We start from the raw sequence: 17,754 nt of genomic DNA, 5'->3' as shown, positions 1-17,754 counted from the left end.
CCCGGGCACGCCGGTCCGGCTAGGAAAGCCGGACCAGCTGGATCTCGGCAAGCGGCACAATCCGGTACTGGTGCACCTCCGCGGCCCGGCGCAGCGTTCCCGCTGCGTGCAAGGCCAGGTCCATGTGGTCCCGCCCGACCCGGTCGATCGTGCCGGTGAGCAGACCCGTGCGCGTGTGCACTTCGAGGCTCGACCGGCGTCGGCACAGGTCGCGGAGCACAAACGACAGGCCGATCCGATCCACCAGCCGGGCCGCACGGTCGGGTTCCGCCGCCAGGGACACGGGAACCTCGGCAGCCGATACGATCACCCCCGCGATCGCAGCGAGCGGAAGCACGCACTGCGCACCCAGGGTGGGCGCGTCCAACAGATCGGCGGCCAGCCAGTCCCGGCCGAATGTCGTCGGCCGCAGGGTGATGGTCTCCCCCGAAACGAGGGCGATCCGGAGAATGCCGGCGCGGCTCCGCGCAGCTCCGCTCCGGGCAGCGCCGTTCCCCGCCGCTCCGGTTGCCAGGACTGCGCCCCCTCGGCCAGCGGCGAGGCTGGTCAGCCGGTCCCGCAGGGAGAGCCGGCCCAGGCGCAGCCGTTCCTCTTCGGCGCGCAGGTCGACCTCCTCGGCGTTCAACTCGTGTTCGAGCTGTCCCTCGAGGTCGTCGAACAGGTTGTCCCAGCGCACACCCCGAAGCTAGCCTGAGCGGCCGACACAGGCCACCGGTTATCCACAGGGGATATAAGCGCTAGACACCGCAGCGGTGAAATGGTTGAGTGTCCGCCAAGGGATCCACCCCCGCTCGGGGGGTACTTGGTGATCCTCCCAAATTCCCGACCCACTCGAACTCCAGCACCAGCACCAGCCGCAGCACCAGCACCAGCACCAGCACCAGCACCAGCACCAGCACCAGCACCAGCACCAGCACCAGCACCAGCACCAGCACCAGCACCAGCACCAGCACCAGCACCAGCACCAGCACCAGCACCACTTCAGCACCACCTGAACGCCAGAACCACCCGGATGCCCAGGCGGACTGCGCCACGGCAGCGGGCTCACGCGCCTCGGAGGAGTCATGACCGATCCTGCTGCCGACCCGGCATCGCACCCCCGCACCGAACGATTCCTCGACGAGGACTTCTTCGGTCACCAGCCGAGTCCAAGGGAACAACTTCCCGATCCGGAACCGCTGCTGGTGAATCTCACCCGGTGCGTGATCGAGGTGCTGGCCGGCGCACGGGAGCTCGACCAGCTCGCGCGCTGGGTCAGCGACGACGTCTACCGGCACCTGCTCAAACGGGTGGTGCTTTCATCACGTGCCCGTGCGGTCAAGGGCCAGCAGGCTCAGCGCCCCGCCATCAGTATCGGCCGGGTTACCATCACCGAGCCGCGCGACGGCGTGATCGAGGCCGTGGTCATCGTGCACAGCCGCGCGCGGGTGCGCGCCGTCGCGCTCCGGCTGGAGGGCCTCGACCACCGCTGGCGGGCCAGCGCGATCAACATCCTGTGACTGATCCCCTCGTGTGACTGATCACGTGACTGATCACGTCGCGGGGCTGATCACGTCGCGTGGCTGATCAGCGTCCGGTGAGTTGCTCGACGGTGGGCTATTTCTTGCCCTGGGCGCGTCGCTCGGCCCGGTTGACGGGGGCCGGACCGCTCCCGTCCCGCTGGCCGAACGCCCCACGCTGGGTGGAGGATGTTTCCGTCGCGGCCGGTTCGCCCCCTGGCGTCTCGGTCACTGTCGCGCTCTTGCGTGCCCGGTCGGTCGCGGCCTGCTGGATCTGGCCGCGCTGGTTGCGCACTTCGACTCCGCCGGAGTCGCTCGGAGCGGTGTAGCTCAGCTTGTCGTCGCCCTTCGTCGGAGTGAGACCCTTCGCCGCCACAACCGGGCCGGCCACGGCGTTGGGCGCCTGGCTGACCTCGACCTCCAGGTTGAACAGGAAGCCGACGGTCTCCTCGCGGATCTGGCCCATCATCTGCTGGAACATTGCGAAGCCCTCACGCTGGTACTCGACCAGCGGATCGCGCTGCGCCATGGCGCGCAGGCCGATGCCGTCCTTCAGGTAGTCCATCTCGTACAGGTGCTCGCGCCACCGGCGGTCGATCACCGAGAGCACGACCCGGCGCTCGAGCTCGCGCATCGCCGGGGAACCGAGGGATTCCTCCCGGCGCTGGTAGGCGAGTTTGGCATCCGAGATGATCTCGCGGCGCATGAAGTCGCGGTTGATCTTGCCCTTGTTGCCTGCCTCGGCGACAACCTCGTCGATGGTGAGGCCAACGGGGTAAAGAGTCTTCAGCTCGGTCCACAGGGCGTCGAAGTCCCAGTCGTCGCCGTTTCCCTCACCGGTGTGCACGTCGAGTACCTCGTCGATGACGTCCTCCAGGAACCGCTGGGTGCGCTCGTGCAGGTCGTCGCCCTCGAGGATGTGGCGGCGGTCGCCGTAGATCGCTTCGCGTTGGCGGTTGAGCACGTCGTCGTACTTGAGCACGTTCTTGCGGATTTCCGCATTGCGACCCTCAACTTGCGCCTGGGCGCTGCGAATGGCACGGCTCACGACCTTGGATTCGATGGCCATATCGTCCGGCACGCCCTGCCGACCCATCAGGCTCTCGGCGGCGCCGGCGTTGAAGAGGCGCATCAGGTCATCGGTGAGTGACAGGTAGAACCTGCTCTCGCCCGGGTCACCCTGCCGTCCGCTGCGACCGCGGAGCTGGTTATCGATCCGCCGCGACTCGTGCCGTTCCGTGCCGAGCACGTAGAGTCCGCCGGCGTCAATGACCTTCTCTGCCTCCTCGGACACCTCGGCCTTGACGGCGGCGAAGACGTCGTCCCAGGCTTCCTCGTAGTCGTCGGGGGTTTCGACCGGGCTCAGTCCCTTGGCGTTCATCTGGGCGACGGCAAGGAACTCCGCGTTGCCGCCGAGCATGACGTCGGTTCCACGGCCGGCCATGTTCGTCGCGACCGTGACGGACCCGAGCCGGCCGGCCTGGGCGACGATGGCGGCTTCACGCGCGTGGTTCTTGGCGTTGAGGACCTCGTGGCGCACGCCCTTCTTTGCGAGGAGGCGCGACAGGTACTCGCTCTTCTCCACGCTGGTCGTACCGACCAGGACCGGCTGTCCCTTGTCGTGCCGGGCGACGATATCCTCGACGACCTGGCCGAACTTCGCCTCTTCGTTCTTGTAGACCAGGTCGGACTGGTCCAGGCGCCGCATCGGCTTATTGGTGGGGATGGAGACCACACCGAGCTTGTAGGTGCTCATGAACTCGGCGGCTTCGGTCTCGGCCGTTCCGGTCATGCCGGACAGCTTCGAGTACAGCCGGAAGTAGTTCTGCAGGGTGACCGTGGCGAGGGTCTGGTTCTCTGCCTTGACCGCCACACCCTCCTTGGCCTCAATCGCCTGATGGATTCCTTCGTTGTAGCGGCGGCCCATCAGGATGCGCCCGGTGTGCTCGTCGACGATCAACACCTCGCCGTTCATGACGACGTAGTCCTTGTCCTTCTTGAACAGGGCGTTGGCCTTGATCGCGTTGTTCAGGAAAGAGATCAGCGGGGTGTTCGCCGACTCGTAGAGGTTGTCGATTCCGAGGTAGTCCTCGACTTTCTCGATGCCGGGCTCCAGCACACCGACGGTGCGCTTCTTCTCGTCGACCTCGAAGTCCACGTCGGGAATGAGCCGCTTGGACAGGCTGGCGAATTCGGTGAACCAGCGGTTGGCCTCACCGGATGCCGGGCCGGAGATGATCAGCGGGGTCCTGGCCTCGTCGATCAGGATCGAGTCGACCTCGTCGACGATCGCGTAGTAGTGCCCGCGTTGCACCATGTCCGAGGCCTGCCAGGCCATGTTGTCGCGTAGGTAGTCGAAGCCGAATTCGTTGTTCGTGCCGTAGGTGATGTCGGCCATGTACATCTCGTGCCGCTGCTCGGGCGTCTGGCCGGACAGGATGCAGCCGGTGGTCATGCCCAGGGCGCGGAACACGCGGCCCATCAACTCGCTCTGGTAGCTCGCCAGGTAGTCGTTCACGGTGATGATGTGAACTCCGCGGCTGGTGATCGCGTTGAGGTAGGCGGCGGTGGTCGCGACGAGGGTCTTGCCCTCACCGGTCTTCATCTCCGCGATATTGCCCAGGTGCAGGGCAGCGCCGCCCATGAGCTGCACGTCGAAGTGGCGCAGGCCGAGCGTGCGGGTGGATGCCTCGCGCACTGCAGCGAACGCCTCGGGCAGCAAATCGTCCAGCGACTCACCGCCCGAGTAGCGCTCCCGCAGCAGCACAGTCTCGTTCTTCAGTTCCTCATCGGTGAGGTGACTGAAGTCCTCTTCCAGCGCGTTGATGGCCTTCGCGTAATGCTCGAGACGACGCAGAACGCGCCCCTCACCAACACGAAGAACCTTTTCCAGAATTGAGGCCACGAATGCACTCCATATAGTCGTCATGGCGCATACTCACGCCTGTCGTCCGGCCGGACGCATGTGTTCCGGCGCAGCGCGCCGACACAGCGGCAACTATAACAATGCTAGTTGGTCAGTTGCTGCGCTTCGTGGCCGACTGCACGACCTCCCGGAGTTCGTCACTGTTCTCGTCCAGTTCGATCACACCGTAGTCCCAGCCCTTGCGCCGGTAGACGACGCTCGGACGCTTGGTTTCCAAGTCCTGGAACAGGTAGAAGTCGTGGCCGACCAGCTCCATGAAGTAGAGCGCGTCATCCACGGTCATCGGCGCCGCGGCGAAGACCTTACGGCGGATGACGACCGGAGAATAGGTGTCCTCCGGCTCCTCGACCGTGGCCTCAGAATTCACGACCTGGATCGCTCCCGTGCGCACGCGCTCGAGGGTCTCCGCGTCGGCCGGGGTGATGTCGACGACGCGAAAGTCCACCGATGCGGCGTCGTGCAGCGAGGTGGGCCGGTGGGCGCCGCCACGGTGCAGCTTCTGGCGGTCCTTCGCCCGGCGCACTCGCTCGAGCAGCCGGCCGAGCGCGACGTCGAACGCCGCGTACTTATCGGAGCCGTCGGCCTCGGCCCGCACGATGGGCCCCTTGCCGATCAGCGTGAGTTCGACGCGGTCGTTGCCCGTCGCCCCGTTCTTTTCACGGTGGCGGCTGAGCTTGATTTCCAGGGCGAGCGCCTTCTCGGCGAGGCCGGCAACCTTCTCGGCCTTCTCCGTGGCATACTCCCGGAAACGATCAGTGATCCCCAGGTTTCGTCCTACAATGTTTGTTTCCATGACGACCTCCAGATCTGGCGAACCGCCCTTGTATCTGGGCGATTAGTACGCGCCTGTAGCTCCCACCGTACTGCCGTCCACGGGATAAGTCACCGCTTTTGTCAATGAGTTTCGGATGAACGATCGATGGCGGCGAAACGACGCCGTGTTTCTGCCAGAGTGGCCACGCCGACCACATCGCCACCGGCAGCGAGCACGGCACGGCGGGCCTCGAGCACCGTCGCCCCTGTGGTGAGGATGTCATCAACGACCAGGGCTCGAAATCCGTCCAGTGTCCGCCTGGCGACCAACGAGCCTTCCCGGTTCGCGCCGCGTTCCGCACGGTCGAGGCCAACCTGATCCGAGGTTTCGCGGACCGCGCGGAGCACTCGCGTCGGCATCAGTCCGCACCGGCCGAGCAGCAGGTCGACCGGGTGGAAGCCCCGCTGCCGCCAGGCCCGTCCCGACGACGGCACGGTGACCAGGTGGATGCCGGACCCGTCACTCCCCGTGGCTTCCGGCACCGCGGCGAGCGCGGCGATGACGGCGCAGCGGAGGGACGCGGAGAGGATGCCCGCGGCATCCATGCGCCCGCCGTCCTTGTACGCGGCGATCACCTGCCGGGGCACGCCCGCGTAGTCGAGTGCAGACCATACCGGCACACCGCGCCGTTCGGTGCGGTGAATGGCGGGCAGCAGCGTGGCACGGCAGGCCGGGCAGAGCGCCCGGTCCGGTCGGCCGCACCCGCTGCAGTCGGTCGGCATGACGACAGCCCAGGCGTCGAGCAGGGCCTCCCCGACGCCGCTCAACCGCCTCATCCGATCATCCTGCGGCCGGGCGGCCGCGGCACGGGCTCGCGCACCCGCAGGGTGGAGAACCGTCCAAAGCGGTGCCGGGGAGGGGCTAGCCGCCGATCCCCTGCTGGGTGGCCAGGAGCGTGACAGCGTCGATGCGCTGCTGCCAGCCGACACCGCGCTGCACCAGGAGCCCACCGGTCGAGGTGAGGGCGCGCAGGTCGCGCAGGCTGTTGCTTCCAACGAGGGCGACACTGTCCGGAGCGGATTCGAGGATCGAACTGACGCCGCCGATCTGTCGGGCGACTATCCGCGGGACGCCGCCGGGGACCACGGTCAGGTACGCCACCGTGAGGTCATCGATCCAGGTCGCGTCGACCGGCTCCCCCACCTCAGAGGCCAGCTGCACCTCGTCGCCGAGGGCGACCGGCAGGTTCTTCTCCCGCTTGATCGACACGACGACGAAACGGGTGTCCATGCCGGCCCGCAGCAGCGCGATCAACCTGGTGCCGTCGCGTGAGACCCGGAGGGACTGGATCGCCGAGGCTTCCGGCCACGGCGTCGGCACCGCGGTCGCGTCCCCGGCCGGACTGTAAACGAAGAGCTCACCCGGGCGCCCTGCCGGCACCGACCAGACATAGCCGTGGTTGTCGACCGCCGGCGCGATCAGGCCCTGCCGGGGATCGAGCAGCGTCGGGTCGTCGCCTACCCGCGACCCGTAGACACCGGAGCCGGTCAGCGCGGCCGCGACCGTCTGCCCGGGCGAGAGCGTGACGGCGCTCGGGTTGAGGGCGACGATGTGGTCGGAGAGCCCGGGGATCGGCGTGATCGTCTTCCCGGTCGCCGCGAGGAAGCCGAACTCGCCGTTCCGGAGCACCAGCGCCCTGGCATCCACCCGGGGGTTCAAGACCGGCGCATTCGCGCCCAGCTCACCGATGTCCTGGGAGTTCTGGTTGATCGTGATGGTCACGGTCAACCCGGCGGGGAGACTGCTGCTCAGCTGGGCACGCATCCGTTGCAGCGTGACCCGGTCGGCGTTCAGGGCTTCGCTGTTCAGGTCGACTTTGGCATCCCTGGCGACGACCTGCACCGCGTCAGCGGTGAGTTTGGTCCCGCCGGGGAATGCGGTTGACACCGAACCTGCCAGCCAGGGGCTGGGGCCGGCGAGTATCCCGTTGACGATCTTGGTCAGCGCGGCCGCGCCGCGCGGGAACCAGCGCAGGTCCGGCACCAGGAAGTTGAAGTCGGGGTCGAAGAAGTAGAGCGCCTGTGCGCTGAACACGTCCCGGAAGGTGGCCTGGTCGATTACCGTGCCGTTGGGAGCCGCGCTGATCCGCCACTGGCCGCCGACCTGCACGAACTGGTAGCGCAGCGGAACAGCCGCCGAGGATTCAACCTCGTGGTACTCGCCTATCTCGTCGACCTCGGCGACCGGGTTGACCGAGAAAACCATCGTGCGTTCGTCGGCGGCCACGATGCTCCGGCCTCCACCGTCGTCGACGGTCACACCCGATTCCGGGCTCCAGGAACCGCTGTAACTCGGAGCCAGGAATTCCCGGGCGATCTCGTAACCGTTTTCCGGACTGGTCGCCGCGTCGATGAAGCCACGGAGGATGCCCTCCTGGCTGGCGTCCTTCTGCGGCCTGGACGGCAGGAACACCGGGGCGGGGGTGTCCCCGGCTTGTGCCGCCTGTCCTGCCCTGACGTTGCCGTCCCTCGGGATGCCGGAGCACGCGGTCAGGCACAGTGCCAGCGCGAGCATCGCGGCCAGGGCTCCGAAACGTCTACGCATGGTGCCCTCCCGTCACGACGCGGGCGGCGGCGGTGCCCGGTGCGTCGATCCCGGCGTCGTCGGGCGGCAGTGGGCTCGGCGAGGCGGTCAAGGTGCCGCGCGCGGTGCGCGGCAGGGTCAGCCGGAAGCAGGAGCCCCTGCCGGGGCTCGACCAGACCTGCAGCCAGCCGCCGTGCACCGCGGCATCCTCGAGCGCAATCGAGAGGCCGAGGCCGGTGCCGCCGATGGTGCGCTTGCGGGAGGGGTCGGCCCGCCAGAACCGGTCGAAGACGTGGCTGATGTCGGCCTGGCTCATGCCCAGGCCGTAGTCCCTGACCGACAGGGCGACGGCCGTCGAGTTGCTGTCGACCGAGACGACAATGGGTTTGCCCTCCCCATGCTCGATGGCGTTCCCGATCAGGTTATGCATGATCCGGCGGATGCGACGCGGGTCGACTTCCGCGTCCAGGTGACCGCCGGGCGCCACGAGCGTCAGCGGCGAACCCTTCGACTCCCCCAGGGACCGCAGCCCGTCGATCGCATCCTCGGCCAGGTGGACCAGGTTCGTCGGTTCCGTTTCCAGGTCTACGGACCCTGCGTCGTACTTGCTGATCTCGAGGAGGTCGCCGAGCAGCAGCTCGAAGCGTTCGACCTGGGTGTGGAGCAGCTCGGCGGTGCGCCCTGTCGCGGGCGGGAACGTTGCACGCTGGTCGTAGAGCAGGTCCCCGGCCAGCCGGATGGTGGTGAGCGGCGTGCGCAGCTCGTGCGAAACGTCAGAGACGAAGCGCTGCTGCACCTCGGACAGGTCTGCGAGCTCCCGGATCTGACTCTGCAGGCTGTCCGCCATCCCATTGAACGATTTCGCCAGGGTTGCGATGACGTCTGCGCCCTTCTCCGGGATACGCACCCCGAGGTCGCCGGACGCCAGCCGCTGGCTCGTCTCAGCGGCGACCCGGATCGGCGTGACCACGAACCGCACCACAATCCAGGTCACCGCTCCGATCAACAGGATCAGGATGAGGCCGGCGAACAGGAGCGTGCGCTGCACGAAGAACAGGGTGGCCTCGGCTTCGCCGAGGTTGTATCCGATGTACAGCTCGTAGCGTCCGGCGACCGGGACGGCGAGCTGGGAACCGACGACGATTCCCGGCACCTCACCCCCGTCGTCGGTGGCCAGTGTCACGGACTGCCAGAACTGCTTTCCCGGTTCACCCTGCACCGAACCGCGGAGCTCGTCCGAGATGACGGACGTCGATTCCCCGAAGGTGGAGAAGTCCTGCGGCGCCGCCGTGGACGGATCCTGGCCGGGCACCCGGAAGACCGCGATGAGCCGACTCGACGACGCTGCCGAGATGGAGCTGCGGGCGGAGCCGAGCAGGCTCTGCACCTGGACCCGGTCGGAGGCGTCGGAGGCGTCCAGGATGCCCTGGGCGGCGGCCGTTGCCCGGTTCGAGTCCAGTTCGACCTGGCCCAGCCTGGACTGGAACAGGTCGTTGCCGACGCTGACGGACACATATACGCCAACGAGGGCGATCGCGAAGCCGGACAACGCCACGGTAATCGTCACGGTGCGAAATTGCAGGGAGGACCGCCATAGTAGGGCGGTCCTGGCCGGCCAGGACCGCCAATCCCGCCAATCAATGCGAGCGAATCCGCTGCGGACGGCCACGGGAACTAGCCGGCCGAGCCGGCCCGGTAGCCGACTCCGCGCACAGTCATGACGATGCGCGGGTTATCCGGATCATCCTCGACCTTCGCGCGCAGGCGCTGCACATGCACATTGACGAGCCGGGTGTCGGCTTTGTAGTGGTAGCCCCAGACCTGTTCGAGCAGCATCTCCCTGGTGAAAACCTGTTGCGGCTTCGACGCGAGCGCGAGGAGGAGGTCGAACTCGAGCGGGGTGAGGTTGATCTGGCGTTCGCCGCGCCGTACCTCGTGCCCGGCGGCGTCCACGACGAGGTCGCCGATCTGCAGGTTGGCTGGGGCGTCGTTCGAGAGGGGACGCAGGCGTGTCCTGATCCGCGCGACGAGTTCCTTGGGGTTGAACGGTTTGACCATGTAGTCGTCCGCCCCGGACTCGAGGCCCTTGACGACGTCGGTGGTGTCCGTTCTCGCCGTCAGCATGATGATCGGCGTTCCGGACTCGGCACGGATGAGGCTGCACACCTCGATGCCGTCGAGGCCGGGCAGCATCAGGTCGAGCAGGATGAGATCGGGTTTGGTCGCGCGGAATGCCTCCAGCGCCAGCGAACCATCCGCACAGAAGAATGGTTCAAAGCCTTCACCGTGCAACACGATGCCGATCATTTCTGCCAGTGCAGTGTCGTCATCGACGACCAAAATGCGTGCGTTCATACGTCCGTTTTCAGCTCAGTCACCCTGGAATTCCCCCCGGTGAGTAGTGCAATCTTTGGGTCAAGAGTAGTCGAGTGTGCGGTGTGATTCCCGAACGTCCCGGTTCCCTCGCCGAGGTGTGCCAGCATTGGTGTCGTGACGGACCCGCAAAACTGGCAGTCCCCGACGGATGACGGGCAGAATCGACCGCGCTACGGCGAACAGGTCCCACCGCTCGCGCCGCGAGGCGATGACCGCCGGCTCGGCTGGAGCGTTCCTTCCGGCTGGACTCCGCCGCCACGCCCCGGGCTGATTCCCCTGCGCCCACTCGGCTTCGGTACCCTGCTCTGGGCCCCGTACCAGGTGCTCCGCCGAAACCCGAAGGCCACCTTCGGCAGCGCCCTGCTCATCCAGGCCGTGGTCACTCTGGCCACCCTCGTCGTGGTCGGCTCGGTGACGTTTTTCGCTCTCAGCCGGGTGGACAGCGCGCCGCTCGCCGATCGCGACGCCGTGCAGGCCGGGGCATGGGTCAGCATCGCCCTGTCCGCGCTGATCCCGATTGCGCTCTCGCTTGTCGCCGGCGCCCTCCTGCAGGGCGTCATCGTCCTGGAAGTCGCCCGGGCCACCCTCGGCGAGAAACTCCGACTCGTCCAGCTCTGGCGCCTGGTCGGCCGCCGCCTCTGGCCGCTGTTGGTGTGGACCGTCCTGCTCGGCTCCATCGCCCTGCTTGCCCTCAGCCTCGTCGCCGGGTCCGTCGTGCTGTTCGTCACGCTCGGCGGGGTAGGGGTGTACCTCGGAATCATCCTCGGCTTCCTCGGCGTCCTGCTGTTCATCGCGGGCAGCGCCTGGCTGGGCACCAGGCTGTCCCTTGTGCCGTGCCTGATCGTGCTGGAGCGGCTCGGCATCCGCCGATCGGTGCGGCGGTCGTGGTCGTTGACCAACGGTTACTTCTGGCGCACCCTCGGGGTGCAGTTGCTCGTAGCCGTGATCATCAACGTCGTCAGCCAGGTCGTTGTCACCCCGGTGTCGATCCTGTTCTCGGTTGCCACCTCGCTCGTCGATCCCAACGCCAGCTTCGATGCCTACCTTCCCTCGGTCATCCTCTACGTGCTGGTGCTGTTCGTCAGCCTGGTGCTCGGCGCGGTGGCGACCGTCATCCAGTCCGCGACCGTCGCGTTGATCTACATCGACCTGCGGATGCGCAAGGAAGGCCTCGACCTGGAACTCGCCAGGTTCGTCGAGTCCGCGCGGGGCAGTGGCGCCACGGACCCGTACCTGGTGGGCGCCGCCGGCACGGAGACCCCAGGGGCATGATCGGCGGCCTGGGGATCGGAACGAAGGTGCTGGCCGGTATCCCGGTCGACCCCGACGCGCCTGAAGCACGCCTTTGGCTCCGCGAAGAACTGGCGAAGGCCCCGTACCAGGCGGCCCGGCCGACCTGGTTCGACCGGCTTTCCCAGGCGATCCTTGACTGGTTCGGGTCCCTGGTCGCGCCATCCGGCGCGGGCCTCGCCGGCTGGGTGCCGTTGATCGTGACCATCATCATCGCCGCGGTGCTCGCGGCGCTCTTCCTCATCTTCGGCCTGCCCCGGCTGAACCGGCGCAGCAGCCTGGCCACCGAACTCTTCGGGGTCAACGACCGCCGCACGGCCGCCGACCTGCGCACGGCCGCCCTCGCGGCCGCCTCGCACCGAGAGTGGAACCTGGCCGGGGAGGAGATGTTCCGGGCGCTGGCCCGCGGCCTGTTCGAACGCACCATCCTGATGACCACTCCGGGCACCACCGCGCATGCCGTCGCCGAACGTGCCGCCGAGGCCTTTCCCGGGGACAGAGTGCGCCTGGCCACCGCCGCCGACGTTTTCGACGGCCTCCGCTATCTCGGGCAGGTGGGCACCGAGGAAGGCTTCCTCGCCCTGGCCGCCCTCGAAAGTGACCTCCGCGGGGCCGCCCCCGTGCGACGGGAAGACCCTGTCCCACTGGTCCGGCCGTGACCCCGGCGCCGGAGAAGACGACCGGGCCTACCCAGGGACCGACACCGGGTCCGACCACCGCGCCGGTCGTGCCGGACGCGGTCTCCTCTACTCCGACCCTGCGCGCGGCCCTGCGCCGCTCCGGGTTCTGGGTTGCCGCCGGCGCCGGTGCCCTGTTGGTGGCCATCATCGCCACGGCGCTCGCCGGCGGCAGCCAGTCCGGCGGACCACCCCTGGCCGCGGACAACGCCGCCCGGGCCGGCGCCATGGCCCTCGTCGAGGTGCTCAGGAGCCAGGGGGTCACCGTGACCGCGGTCGACACCCTTGAGAAGGCGACGGCCGCCGCATCCACCTCGGCGGACCCGACGCTGTTCTACTTCGATGCCGACGGCTACCTGACCCGGGACCAGGTCCGGGCGATGGCGGGGCTGGCTTCCCGTATCGTCGTCGCGGACCCGGACTTCGACACCCTGCAGGCGCTCGCCCCCGGTGTGGGTTTCGGCGGCGTGGCCGCCTCAGGTTCCCGTGCGGCGGGCTGCGACATCCCGGCAGCGGTGAAGGCCGGCCGTCTCGCACCCGGCGGAAAGACCCTCACAATCGCAGCGGACGCCCTCGGGCTGACCGGATGCTTCCCGACCGGACAGGACGCCTTCGCCGTGGTCGAGCGAGTCGAGGCGGACAGCACCATCACACTCGTGGCCGACACCGCCGTGTTCAGCAACGACACGATCGCCCGCAACGGGAACGCCGCGCTCGCCCTCAATCTGCTGGGGGCCGGCAGCCACCTGATCTGGTACCTGCCGACGCTCGCGGACGTCGCCCGTACCGGGCCCCCGTCGCTCGGCGAGCTGACGCCGGGCTGGGTCACCCCGACGCTCGTCCTGCTCGTCCTCGTCGCCCTGGCGGCCGCGGTCTGGCGCGGACGTCGTTTCGGCCCGCTCGTCGCCGAGAACCTCCCCGTCACCGTGCGAGCCAGTGAAACCATGGAGGGCCGGGCCCGGCTGTACGCGCGCGGCAGTGCGCGTCTGCGCGCCCTCGACGCCCTGCGGGTCGGTTCCCTCCAGCGTCTGGCCGCGAAGGTCGGTCTCTCCAGGCTCGCCGGCCTCGATGAGGTGATCCTCGCCGTCGCGGCCGCCACCGGGCGGTCCGTGGGCGAAGTGCGTTCGACGCTCGTCGACGCCGTGCCGGCGAGCGACCGTGATCTCGTTGCCCTCTCAGACCAGATCCAGGATCTCGAGCGGGCCACGGCTCGCGCGACCACGCCACCGCCACCCGGAAGAATGGACCCATGAGCACCCATACCGCTGCCGTCGATACCCTCAGAGATTCACTCGTCCAGGTGCGAACCGAGGTCGGCAAGGCGGTCGTCGGTCAGGACGGCGCGGTGACGGGGTTGATCATCGCCTTGCTGGCCCGCGGACACGTGCTGCTCGAGGGTGTGCCCGGCGTCGCGAAGACGCTACTGGTGCGGTCCCTCAGCCACGCCCTGAGCCTGGAGACCAAGCGAGTGCAGTTCACACCCGATCTCATGCCCGGGGACGTGACCGGCTCCCTCGTCTACGACGCCAAGGTCGGCGAGTTCGAATTCCGGAAGGGACCGGTCTTCACGAACATCCTGCTGGCCGACGAGATCAACCGCACGCCGCCGAAGACACAGTCGTCGCTGCTCGAGGCGATGGAGGAGCGCCAGGTCAGCGTCGACGGCATGTCCCTGGCCCTACCGGACCCGTTCATCGTCGCCGCCACCATGAACCCGATCGAATACGAGGGAACCTACACGCTTCCGGAGGCACAGCTGGACCGGTTCCTGCTCAAACTCGTGCTCGACATCCCCGAACGCGACGCGGAGTACGAGGTACTCCGTCGGCACGCAGACGGTTTCAACCCCCGCGACCTGGCTGGGGCCGGGGTCACCGCCGTGCTCGGCGCGGCGGAGCTCCGCGCGGCGCAGGCGGCTGTGGCATCCGTCGGTTCCAGCCCGGATGTCCTCGCGTACATCGTCGACCTGGCCAGGGCGACCAGGCGCAGCCCCTCGGTGAAGCTGGGCGTGAGCCCCAGAGGCACCACGGCCCTCCTCGCCTCGGCCAAGGCCTGGGCCTGGCTGAGCGGCTATGACTCGATCACCCCCGACCACATCCAGGCGATGGTGCTGCCGTGCTGGCGGCACCGGATCCAGTTGCGCCCGGAGGCCGAACTCGAGGGCGTCATGGTGGACGCGATCCTGCGCGCGGTCATGGCGCAGGTCCAGGTGCCGATCTAACGTGACCGTCACCGGTCGATTCGTCGCGCTCGTCGCCCTGGGCGTCGTGCCGATCGTCGCGCTCGGGCGCACTTCGGGCACGGCCGGCCTGGTACTCGGCCTGTGGCTGCTGCTCGTGCTCGGCGCGGGAATGCTCGACCTCGCTCTGGCGGGGTCGCCGCGAGGCCTCTCGCTCGCGCGCAGCCTGCCGGCCAGAGTGCGCCTGGGCGAAACGGTCACGAGCGACCTCTACCTGACCAACACCGGGTCGAGGCGCCTGCGCGCGGTCATTCGGGACGGCTGGCAGCCGTCGGCCGGCGCCGGAAACAACCGCACCCCTGTTCTCATCCCGCCGGGAGAACGACGCCTTGTCTCGTTGCGCTTGGCGCCGTCCCGCCGCGGAGAACGCCGAGTGAACCAGGTGACAGTGCGATCGAACGGCCCACTCGGCCTGTGGGCCAGGCAGGCCACCCTCGACTGCCCCGGGCGGGTACGGGTGCTGCCCCCCTTCAACGCCCGAAAGCACCTGCCATCCCGGATCACGCGGCTCAAAGAACTCGACGGCCGCACCAGCCTCCTGGTTCGCGGGCAGGGTACGGAGTTCGATTCCCTGCGGGAATACGTGCGTGGTGATGACGTCCGCTCCATCGACTGGCGCGCCACCGCCCGGCACAGCGACGTCATGGTGCGCACCTGGCGCCCGGAACGCGACCGGCGCGTTGTCATCCTGATCGACAGCGGGCGCACCTCCGCCGCCCGCATTGACAACGAGCCGCGACTCGACACCGCGTTCGAGGCCTCGCTGCTGCTCGCCGCCCTCGCGTCCCGGGCAGGCGACCATGTCGACTTCATCGCCTATGACCGCAGGGCGCGAGGGAGGGTGCAGGGGGCACAGGGCGCGGAACTCCTCTCGCGAATGGTCGACGCCATGGCGGTGATCGAGCCCGAACTGATCGAGATGGACTGGTCCGCCGTGCCCGGCCAGGTGCGCGCCGTGACCAGCCAGCGGGCGCTGGTCGTGCTGGTCACCTCGATCGACGCCGCCGGCGCCTCCACGGCCCTGCTGTCGATGCTTCCTCAGTTGACCCGGCGGCACACCGTGGTGGTGGCATCCGTCACCGATCCGACCACACTGCTGGCCAGCCGACAGCGCGGCGACCGGGAAGAGATCTACCGCGCGGCGGCCGCCGAACGAGCCATGCTCGACGTTGCCCGGGTATCCGCCGCCATCCGTCAACAGGGAGCGGATGTCGTCACAGCCGCCCCTGCAGACCTGCCGCCGGCCCTCGCGGACCGCTACATCGCCCTCAAGGCCGCCGGGCTGCTCTGACCCGATGGACTGCCCTGCCCTGACGGGCTCACGGCGGAGCCACCCGATCCGCGCAGGAACATCCTGGGGCCAGACAGAACAACGCCCTGGCGTCGCTGCCGGCACGGTCAGGCCGCGTAGATGCGTGTGGCTCCCGCTTCGAACTCGACCAGGTCGCCCGTCTCACCTGCTCGGGTGGCCCGGCGGCCGAGAACGAGCATGTAGGTGAGGAAGCCGAGGAGCGCGACGGCCCCGATGCCGATTTTCACCGGCCACGGCCAGGGAGCCGGGGTGACGAACCCCTCGATGACGCCCGAGACGAAGAGCACCAGCACGAGCCCGACGGCGACCGTCGACAGGGCGCGGGCGTCTTCGGCCAGCGCCTGCGCGCGGGTGCGCCCGCCCGGCGCAATCCAGGCCCAGAAGATCCGGAGCCCACCGGCCGCGGCCACGAAGATGGCGGTCAGTTCCAGCATGCCGTGCGGGGCGATGTAGAGGAGAAACACGTCGCCCTTGCCGTAGGCGAACATGACGCCCGCGGCAACGCCGATGTTCTGCGCGTTCTGCAGGACTATATAGGGCACGTAGACCCCGAGAATCCCGAACGCGATGCACTGCGCGGCGATCCAGGCGTTGTTGGTCCAGACCTGCCCGGCGAACGACGCGGCCGGGTTCTCGGAGTAGTAGTTGACGAAGTCCTCGTTCGCCAGCTTTTGCAGCTGCGCGTCCGAGCCGAAGTTCGCAAGGACCTGCGGGTTCCCCGTCGCCCACACGGCGTAGAGACCCGCGACGACAGCAGTGACGACCGCGACCGCGAGGGTGAGCCACCGCAGGCGGTACAGGGCCGCCGGCAGCTGGAGCACGAAGAATCGAGGCAACTGGGACAGCACATTCGCGCTCGCACCCGTGAACCGCAAACGGGCACGAGACAGCGCCACCGATAGGCAGTCGCCCGGCAGGGTGGACCCGGCCGTGGTCTTGATGAAGGAGAGCTCGGTGGCGCCCGCCTGGTAGCGTTCAATCAGCTCATCGGATTGCGCGCCGGACAGCCGCCGCTGGGAGCCGAGCTCGGCCAGCCGGTCCCATTCGGCGCGGTGCGCCGCTGAATACGCGTCGAGGTCCATCTGCTCTAATAGTAGACATGGCGGAGCACGGGAATGTGGCCGATCACGGCGAGTACCCTCTGAACGAGTTCGAACTCGTCACCGGCGAAGCCGTCATGCTCGATGTGCGCCCCGCCAGTGTGATTCTGCGGGCCGCGGGCACGATCATCGACTGGCTCGCCTATCTCCTCTTGTTCGTCGCGATGGCCCTTCTGGTCACCTGGTTGGTCGGCGATTCGATCGACACGGCGCTCACCAGGGCACTCGGCATCTTTGGGCTTGTCTTCTCGATCCTGGTCGTTCCGATGACAGTGGAGACGCTCAGCGGGGGCCGTAGCCTCGGCAAACTCGCGATCGGCGCCCGGATCGTGCGCGACGACGGTGGAGCGATCCAGCTGCGCCATGCGTTCATCCGCGCCCTGGTCGGCGTGATGGAGTTGTACTTCACCTTCGGCGGGCTCGCCGCGATGACCGCGCTGCTCAACGGCAGGTCCAAGCGGCTGGGCGACCTGCTGGCCGGCACGTACAGCCAGCACGAACGGGTCCCCGCCGACAACGCCCCCGTGCGCGGCCTTCCGCTCGAGCTCGGGGAATGGGCGGAAACGGTCGATATCGTGCGGCTTCCTGACCAGCTCTCCCGCCGGATCGCGCAGTTCCTGCGCCAAGCGTCCCGGCTGACCCCGGAATCGCGGGCGAGTCTGGCCGCCGGCCTCGCCGGTGAGGCCTCCGCCTTCGTATCGCCCCTCCCGGCAGCGCCATCGGAGGTGTTCCTGCTCGGTGTCGCCGCGGTGCGCCGCGACCGCGAGTACACTGCACTGATGCTGGAGCGCAATCGCCTGGAGCGCCTGCAGCCCGTGCTCGAGAGATTCCCGCACGGTTTCCCGAATCGGTAACCCACGCATCGCACGACCCCAGGACGGCCGGGTTTCGGCAGGGTCGACCAGCGGTGGTGGTGGTCGGTGCGGCCGGGGTGTTAACGCAGGAAAGCCACCCCGGTGGGGTGGCTTTCCTGGTGTTGCTAAGTTGAGTCCGGCGGT

General features: G+C 68.2%; 16 protein-coding genes. 7 read left to right on the top strand and 9 right to left on the bottom strand.

The window, feature by feature from the left end; translation table 11 throughout:
• Positions 1 to 19: 19 nt before the first annotated feature.
• Positions 20 to 676, bottom strand: coding sequence for a hypothetical protein (locus E3O19_RS02610; protein ID WP_134565066.1), 657 nt, complete (start codon positions 674 to 676; stop codon positions 20 to 22).
• 61 nt (positions 677 to 737) lie between these two features.
• On the bottom strand, positions 738 to 1,034 hold the full coding sequence (locus E3O19_RS02605; RefSeq protein WP_134565065.1) for a hypothetical protein: 297 nt from the start codon (positions 1,032 to 1,034) through the stop codon (positions 738 to 740).
• A 30-nt stretch (positions 1,035 to 1,064) separates the two neighbouring features.
• Between E3O19_RS02605 and E3O19_RS02600 the strand changes: the two genes are divergently transcribed.
• A complete protein-coding gene (locus E3O19_RS02600) occupies positions 1,065 to 1,499 on the top strand; it encodes an Rv3235 family protein (RefSeq protein WP_134565064.1) in 435 nt (144 codons plus the stop codon).
• 97 nt (positions 1,500 to 1,596) lie between these two features.
• Here the strand turns inward: E3O19_RS02600 and secA are convergent, their stop codons facing one another.
• The 6 genes from secA to mtrA form a co-directional block, all read right to left on the bottom strand.
• Positions 1,597 to 4,404, bottom strand: a complete 2,808-nt coding sequence (gene secA, locus E3O19_RS02595; RefSeq protein WP_134565063.1) for a preprotein translocase subunit SecA — start codon at positions 4,402 to 4,404, stop codon at positions 1,597 to 1,599.
• Positions 4,405 to 4,516: 112 nt separating this feature from the next.
• On the bottom strand, positions 4,517 to 5,218 hold the full coding sequence (gene hpf, locus E3O19_RS02590; protein WP_134565062.1) for a ribosome hibernation-promoting factor, HPF/YfiA family: 702 nt from the start codon (positions 5,216 to 5,218) through the stop codon (positions 4,517 to 4,519).
• 101 nt (positions 5,219 to 5,319) lie between these two features.
• Positions 5,320 to 6,015: a ComF family protein gene (locus E3O19_RS02585; RefSeq protein ID WP_134565061.1), complete on the bottom strand. Its 696-nt coding sequence runs from the start codon at positions 6,013 to 6,015 to the stop codon at positions 5,320 to 5,322.
• A gap of 85 nt (positions 6,016 to 6,100) precedes the next feature.
• Positions 6,101 to 7,783, bottom strand: coding sequence for an LpqB family beta-propeller domain-containing protein (locus tag E3O19_RS02580; protein WP_134565060.1), 1,683 nt, complete (start codon positions 7,781 to 7,783; stop codon positions 6,101 to 6,103).
• Positions 7,776 to 9,431 (bottom strand): MtrAB system histidine kinase MtrB, encoded by a 1,656-nt coding sequence (gene mtrB, locus E3O19_RS02575; protein ID WP_241981148.1) that lies wholly within the window; start codon positions 9,429 to 9,431, stop codon positions 7,776 to 7,778. The genes E3O19_RS02580 and mtrB overlap by 8 nt, the downstream gene beginning before the upstream one ends.
• Before the next feature lie 5 nt (positions 9,432 to 9,436).
• Positions 9,437 to 10,117 carry an MtrAB system response regulator MtrA gene (gene mtrA / locus E3O19_RS02570; protein WP_134565059.1) on the bottom strand — a complete coding sequence of 227 codons (681 nt, stop codon included), beginning with the start codon at positions 10,115 to 10,117 and terminating at the stop codon, positions 9,437 to 9,439.
• Between the two features lie 135 nt (positions 10,118 to 10,252).
• On the opposite strand from mtrA, the gene E3O19_RS02565 reads away from it, so the two are divergent.
• From E3O19_RS02565 to E3O19_RS02545, 5 genes are read left to right on the top strand one after another with little or no spacing between them, the layout of a single operon-like run.
• Positions 10,253 to 11,410 carry a glycerophosphoryl diester phosphodiesterase membrane domain-containing protein gene (locus E3O19_RS02565; RefSeq protein WP_166804436.1) on the top strand — a complete coding sequence of 386 codons (1,158 nt, stop codon included), beginning with the start codon at positions 10,253 to 10,255 and terminating at the stop codon, positions 11,408 to 11,410.
• Positions 11,407 to 12,087, top strand: coding sequence for a DUF4129 domain-containing protein (locus tag E3O19_RS02560; RefSeq protein ID WP_134565057.1), 681 nt, complete (start codon positions 11,407 to 11,409; stop codon positions 12,085 to 12,087). The genes E3O19_RS02565 and E3O19_RS02560 overlap by 4 nt, the downstream gene beginning before the upstream one ends.
• Positions 12,084 to 13,358 carry a DUF4350 domain-containing protein gene (locus tag E3O19_RS02555; protein ID WP_241981147.1) on the top strand — a complete coding sequence of 425 codons (1,275 nt, stop codon included), beginning with the start codon at positions 12,084 to 12,086 and terminating at the stop codon, positions 13,356 to 13,358. Before E3O19_RS02560 ends, E3O19_RS02555 begins: the two co-directional genes overlap by 4 nt.
• Positions 13,355 to 14,326: an AAA family ATPase gene (locus E3O19_RS02550; protein WP_134565056.1), complete on the top strand. Its 972-nt coding sequence runs from the start codon at positions 13,355 to 13,357 to the stop codon at positions 14,324 to 14,326. The genes E3O19_RS02555 and E3O19_RS02550 overlap by 4 nt, the downstream gene beginning before the upstream one ends.
• Position 14,327: 1 nt before the next feature.
• Entirely contained in the window at positions 14,328 to 15,635 is a 1,308-nt protein-coding gene (locus E3O19_RS02545; protein ID WP_134565055.1) for a DUF58 domain-containing protein, read from the top strand.
• A gap of 107 nt (positions 15,636 to 15,742) precedes the next feature.
• Here the strand turns inward: E3O19_RS02545 and E3O19_RS02540 are convergent, their stop codons facing one another.
• Positions 15,743 to 16,738 (bottom strand): stage II sporulation protein M, encoded by a 996-nt coding sequence (locus E3O19_RS02540; RefSeq protein WP_134565054.1) that lies wholly within the window; start codon positions 16,736 to 16,738, stop codon positions 15,743 to 15,745.
• 17 nt (positions 16,739 to 16,755) lie between these two features.
• Between E3O19_RS02540 and E3O19_RS02535 the strand changes: the two genes are divergently transcribed.
• Positions 16,756 to 17,610, top strand: coding sequence for an RDD family protein (locus tag E3O19_RS02535; RefSeq protein ID WP_134565053.1), 855 nt, complete (start codon positions 16,756 to 16,758; stop codon positions 17,608 to 17,610).
• The last annotated feature ends 144 nt before the right edge of the window (positions 17,611 to 17,754 follow it).

This window comes from Cryobacterium algoritolerans (assembly GCF_004402785.1).
In the GTDB taxonomy this organism is placed as follows: Bacteria; Actinomycetota; Actinomycetes; order Actinomycetales; family Microbacteriaceae; genus Cryobacterium; species Cryobacterium algoritolerans.
This window is presented reverse-complemented; position numbering and strand designations above follow the sequence as displayed.

Bases quoted from the DNA above. Each gene is read 5' to 3' on its own strand.
- E3O19_RS02585 (WP_134565061.1), bottom strand. From the start codon at position 6,015: ATGAGGCGGTTGAGCGGCGTCGGGGAGGCCCTGCTCGACGCCTGGGCT.
- E3O19_RS02540 (WP_134565054.1), bottom strand. From the start codon at position 16,738: ATGGACCTCGACGCGTATTCAGCGGCGCACCGCGCCGAATGGGACCGG.
- E3O19_RS02550 (WP_134565056.1), top strand. From the start codon at position 13,355: ATGAGCACCCATACCGCTGCCGTCGATACCCTCAGAGATTCACTCGTC.
- mtrA (WP_134565059.1), bottom strand. From the start codon at position 10,117: ATGAACGCACGCATTTTGGTCGTCGATGACGACACTGCACTGGCAGAA.
- E3O19_RS02580 (WP_134565060.1), bottom strand. From the start codon at position 7,783: ATGCGTAGACGTTTCGGAGCCCTGGCCGCGATGCTCGCGCTGGCACTG.
- hpf (WP_134565062.1), bottom strand. From the start codon at position 5,218: ATGGAAACAAACATTGTAGGACGAAACCTGGGGATCACTGATCGTTTC.
- E3O19_RS02560 (WP_134565057.1), top strand. From the start codon at position 11,407: ATGATCGGCGGCCTGGGGATCGGAACGAAGGTGCTGGCCGGTATCCCG.
- E3O19_RS02535 (WP_134565053.1), top strand. From the start codon at position 16,756: ATGGCGGAGCACGGGAATGTGGCCGATCACGGCGAGTACCCTCTGAAC.
- E3O19_RS02600 (WP_134565064.1), top strand. From the start codon at position 1,065: ATGACCGATCCTGCTGCCGACCCGGCATCGCACCCCCGCACCGAACGA.